This is a genomic window from Amycolatopsis sp. NPDC003861 (assembly GCF_053605405.1).
In genome coordinates, this window is the sequence record NZ_JBSGJD010000420.1 from 1 (window position 1) to 4973 (window position 4973).

Annotated in this window: 3 protein-coding genes; all 3 read left to right on the forward strand. The window is 68.7% G+C overall.

Annotation, left to right across the window (positions count from 1 at the left end; translation table 11 throughout):
* Window positions 1–348: LysM peptidoglycan-binding domain-containing protein (locus ACWEVN_RS46505; RefSeq protein WP_452055537.1), on the forward strand; the 348-nt coding region annotated here is incomplete at its 5' end.
* A gap of 278 nt (window positions 349–626) precedes the next feature.
* Window positions 627–1121 carry a transcriptional regulator NrdR gene (gene nrdR / locus ACWEVN_RS46510; RefSeq protein ID WP_033261941.1) on the forward strand — a complete coding sequence of 165 codons (495 nt, stop codon included), beginning with the start codon at window positions 627–629 and terminating at the stop codon, window positions 1119–1121.
* A 30-nt stretch (window positions 1122–1151) separates the two neighbouring features.
* A complete protein-coding gene (locus tag ACWEVN_RS46515; RefSeq protein ID WP_452055538.1) occupies window positions 1152–4934 on the forward strand; it encodes a vitamin B12-dependent ribonucleotide reductase in 3783 nt (1260 codons plus the stop codon).
* The last annotated feature ends 39 nt before the right edge of the window (window positions 4935–4973 follow it).

Sequence of the window (4973 nt, forward strand, 5' to 3'; positions counted from 1 at the left end):
GTGGCGGGCCGGCGCCCGGCCGGGGCACCGTGCGCGGCGCCGCGGCGGGTGCCGGTGCGGTGGCCCTGGCTCGCCGCGCTCGCCGTCGCGAGCTGCCTCATGATCACCGGATTGGGTCTTCTGGGGAGCGGGTCGTCCGGCGCCCCGGTGCCGGAGAGGACGGCGACGGTGTCCGTCGGCCAGGGCGACACGCTCGCTTCGCTGGCCGCCCGATTCGCGCCAGACAGTGAGCCTGGCGCGGTTGTCGCCCGGATCAAGGAGCTGAATCGCCTGGACCAGGCCGTTCTGGTGCCCGGGCTGCCGCTCACCGTCCCGGTGGCGGACGCCGCCGCCGTCCCCGCACCCTGATCCACCGGGGCCGTCAACCGCGCTCACCCGGGCGTGGACCGGGTCCGGCGCGCCGCTTGCGCGCGCACCTCTCGAGTTCTACCCTTCGCCGCTATATGTAGTAGTTACACCGCTGTAGTTGGTCCACAGGTTGGGGTAGACTGGGCAGCAGTTGTCCACAGCTGGTCGGCCTTTACCCACCGGATGTCCACAAAACGATCACCAGGTGCAGGGGTTGCGTGGTGGCCGCGGGGACGTCGACCGCGGGCGGCCGGCGCGGAGGGGAAGGTGATCGGCGGATGAGGTGCCCGTTCTGCCGGCATGCGGACTCTCGGGTCGTCGACTCCCGAGAGGTGGATGAAGGCCAGGCGATCCGCAGGCGGCGCTCGTGCGCGTCGTGCGGGCGGCGGTTCACGACGTCGGAGACGATGGTGCTCGCCGTCGTCAAGCGGTCCGGGGTCACCGAACAGTTCAGCCGGGACAAGGTGGTGAGCGGCGTCCGCCGCGCCTGCCAGGGCAGGCCGGTCGACGACGACGCGCTGCAGCAGCTCGCACAGCGCGTGGAGGAGTCGATCCGCTCCGCCGGGCTGGCGGAGATCCCGAGTCACGAGGTCGGCCTGGCCATCCTGGGCCCGCTGCGTGAGCTCGACGGGGTCGCCTACCTCCGGTTCGCCAGTGTCTACCGCTCCTTCTCCTCGGTCGAAGACTTCGAGAAGGAAATCGCCGACCTGCGTGAGGCCATGGCGGGTGCTGCTGCCGAGAAGGACAGCGATCAGCGCGAAGACGGCGACTGAGCCGTCCCGCTGCGGGAGAGGGTTCAACCGATGACGGAAACCGTGGGAACGGGGGCCCGCGCGGCCGCCGGCAAGAAGAGCAAGGCCGCCGGCGGGCTGAGCGTGCGGCGCGTCTTCACGACCGAAGGCCAGCACCCGTACGACCAGGTGACCTGGGAGCAGCGGGACGTCGTCATGACGAACTGGCGCGACGGCTCGGTCAACTTCGAGCAGCGCGGCGTGGAGTTCCCCGAGTTCTGGTCGGTCAACGCCACCAACATCGTCACCAGCAAGTACTTCCGCGGCGCCGTCGGCAGCCCGCAGCGCGAGCGCAGCCTCAAGCAGCTCATCGACCGGGTCGTGCACACCTACGTCAAGGCCGCCCGCGACCACGGCTACTTCGCCACGCCGCAGGACCTCGAAATCTTCGAGCACGAACTCACCTGGATGCTGCTGCACCAGGTCTTCAGCTTCAACTCCCCGGTCTGGTTCAACGTCGGCACGCCGTCGAAACAGCAGGTCAGCGCGTGCCAGCCGTACGACGCCCTGGTGAGCACCCCCGGCGGCGCCGTGCCGATCGGTCGCTTCGTCGAGCTGAACGCCGTGGGTGCCAAGGTGTACGACGCGCACGGCCTGACCAAGGTCGTCGCCACCAAGGCGAACGGGATCAAGGAAGTCCTGCGGGTCACGACGAAGTCGGGCCACGTTCTCGACGTGACAGCGGACCACCTCGTGTGGCGAGCGAGCGCGGGTGGCGGGAAGTTCGTGCCCGCCGGCGACCTGCGGGTCGGCGACCAGCTCGAGTGGCACCGGCGGGCCGCTTTCGGTGAAGAGGAGATCAGGGAAGCCGACATCGCCGAAGCCGCTCTCGCAGGCTCGCTCACGATCGAAGCGATGACCGTGCAAGCTGGCGAAGCGGACTGGGTGCGAGACGCGCTCGACCGCATCTGCCCGGACAGTCAACGTGCCCGGCTCGGCGGAGATGTTCTCGAGAACTTCTTCGACCACTGGGGTCTGCGCGCTCGCGGTACCGAAATGGTGGTGCCGGAGCACTTGTACACGGCGCCGCTTCCGGTCGTGGCCGCTTATCTGCGGAACATCTTCCAGGCTGGGGGTTACGTCTCCGCCCGCGAACGATCCACTCTGGTGGCGGTGGACATGATCGGCGAGCAGCTGATCCGAGGTGTCCAGCAGCTTCTGTCCCGGTTCGGCATCTTCGCTCGCGTGGGCCGCGACAAGGAGAACCGGCAGGACCTCTGGGGCATCCGCATCCAGAACGCCGGTGACCGGCGGATCTTCGCGGACGAGATCGGCTTCGTCGATCCGGTGAAGACGGCGAAGCTCGAGGCGTCCTTCGAAAAGCCCGGCCTGCCTGCCCACGAGCGGAAGCGGCTGGAGATCGCCGCGATCGAAAGCCGCGGCGAGCTGCCGGTCTACGACATCCAGACGGAATCCGGCGAGTACCTGTCCGGGAACCTCCGCGTCCACAACTGTTTCATCCTCGCCGTCGACGACACGATGGAGTCGATCCTCAACTGGTACCGCGAGGAGGGCCTCATCTTCAAGGGCGGCTCCGGCGCCGGCCTCAACCTCTCCCGCATCCGGTCCTCGAAGGAGCTGCTGACCTCCGGCGGCACCGCGTCCGGCCCGGTCTCGTTCATGCGCGGCGCCGACGCGTCCGCGGGCACCATCAAGTCCGGCGGCGCCACCCGGCGCGCGGCGAAGATGGTCGTCCTCGACGTCGACCACCCGGACATCGAAGAGTTCATCCAGACCAAGGCGCGCGAAGAGGAGAAGATCAAGGTCCTCCGCGACGCCGGGTTCGACATGGACCTCTCCGGCGCGGACATCTCCTCGGTGCAGTACCAGAACGCGAACAACTCGGTCCGCGTGTCCGACGAGTTCATGCAGGCGGTCGAGAACGGCACCGACTTCGGCCTGCGCGCCCGGCTCACCGGCGAGGTCATCGACCGCACCGACGCGAAGAAGCTGTTCCGCACGATGGCGCAGGCCGCGTGGGAGTGCGCCGATCCCGGCATCCAGTACGACGGCACGATCAACGACTGGCACACCTGCCCCGAGTCGGGCCGGATCACCGCGTCGAACCCGTGCAGCGAGTACATGCACCTCGACAACTCCAGCTGCAACCTGGCGTCGCTGAACCTGCTGAAGTTCGTCACCCCCGAGGGCACGTTCGACGCGCCGCTGTTCGCCCGCGCCGTCGAGTTCGTCATCACCGCGATGGACGTCTCGATCTGCTTCGCGGACTTCCCGACCGAGCCGATCGCCGACACCACGCGGAAGTTCCGCCAGCTCGGCATCGGCTACGCGAACCTCGGCGCGCTGCTGATGGCGCTGGGCCACGCGTACGACTCCGACGGCGGCCGCGCGCTCGCGGCGGCGATCACGTCGCTGATGACGGGCGTGTCGTACCGGCGTTCGGCCGAGATGGCCCAGGTCGTCGGCGCGTACGAGGGTTACGCGCGCAACGCCGAAGCGCACCAGCGCGTGATGCGCAAGCATGCGGCGGCGAACGAACTCGTCCGCACCTACCACTCGAACGACGCCGCGGTCCGCGCGCTGGCGACGGAGGAGTGGCAGAAGGGCATCGAGATCGGCGCGAAGCACGGCTGGCGCAACGCGCAGGCCTCGGTGCTCGCCCCCACCGGCACCATCGGCTTCATGATGGACTGCGACACCACCGGGATCGAGCCGGACTTCTCCCTGGTGAAGTTCAAGAAGCTCGTCGGCGGCGGTTCGATGCAGATCGTCAACCAGACCGTGCCGCGCGCGCTGGAGGCGCTGGGCTACCCGGGTGAGCAGGTCGAGGCGATCGTCGAGTACGTGGCGCAGAACGGCCACGTCGTCGACGCGCCGGGGCTGCGTCCCGAGCACTACGAGGTGTTCGACTGCGCGGTCGGCGAGCGCTCGATCGCGCCGATGGGCCACGTCCGGATGATGGCCGCGGTGCAGCCGTTCCTCTCGGGCGCGATCTCCAAGACGGTCAACATGCCGGAGTCGGCGACGGTCGAAGAGGTCGAGGAGATCTACTTCCAGGGCTGGAAGCTCGGCCTCAAGGCCCTCGCGATCTACCGCGACAACTGCAAGGTCGGCCAGCCGCTGTCGACGGCGAAGAAGACTTCGGAGACCGCCGCTGCCGAGCCGGAGAAGGTGGTCGAGTACCGCCCGGTCCGCAAGCGCCTGCCGAAGAAGCGTCCGAGCCAGACGGTGTCGTTCACGGTCGGCGGCGCGGAGGGCTACCTGACGGCGGGCTCGTACCCGGACGACGGCCTCGGCGAGATCTTCGTCAAGCTGGGCAAGCAGGGGTCGACCCTGGCGGGCGTGATGGACGCGTTCTCGATGTCCATCTCGGTCGGCCTCCAGCACGGCATCCCGCTCGAGTTCTACGTCTCGAAGTTCTCCAACCTCCGCTTCGAGCCGGCGGGCATGACGGACGACCCGGACATCCGCATCGCGACGAGCGTGATGGACTACCTGTTCCGCAGGCTGGCCCTGGATTACCTGCCGTACGAGAAGCGCTCCCAGCTGGGCATCCTCTCGGCGGACGAGCGCTCGGCCGAAGTCGAGGCGTCCTACGGCGCCCCGAAGGTCGACCTCGAAGCCCTTCAGTCCACTGTGGACGCATCACCGGAGCCGCAGGTGGCAGAGCCGGAGCACCCGCACCGCGAAGCCCAGACGACGACGGAGCTGATGGAGCTCCGTCTCGGCAAGGCAGCGGACGCCCCGCTCTGCATGACGTGCGGAACGAAGATGCGCCCGGCAGGCTCGTGCTACGCCTGCGAAGGCTGCGGCGCCACTTCGGGTTGTAGCTGACGGATCCGCGGCCGAGCCGGGCGGGTGACGCCCGGCTCG

What these genes read in the sequence shown, in the direction of transcription:
- nrdR (WP_033261941.1), top strand. Translation starts at nt 627, where the DNA reads ATGAGGTGCCCGTTCTGCCGGCATGCGGACTCTCGGGTCGTCGACTCC.
- ACWEVN_RS46515 (WP_452055538.1), top strand. Translation starts at nt 1,152, where the DNA reads ATGACGGAAACCGTGGGAACGGGGGCCCGCGCGGCCGCCGGCAAGAAG.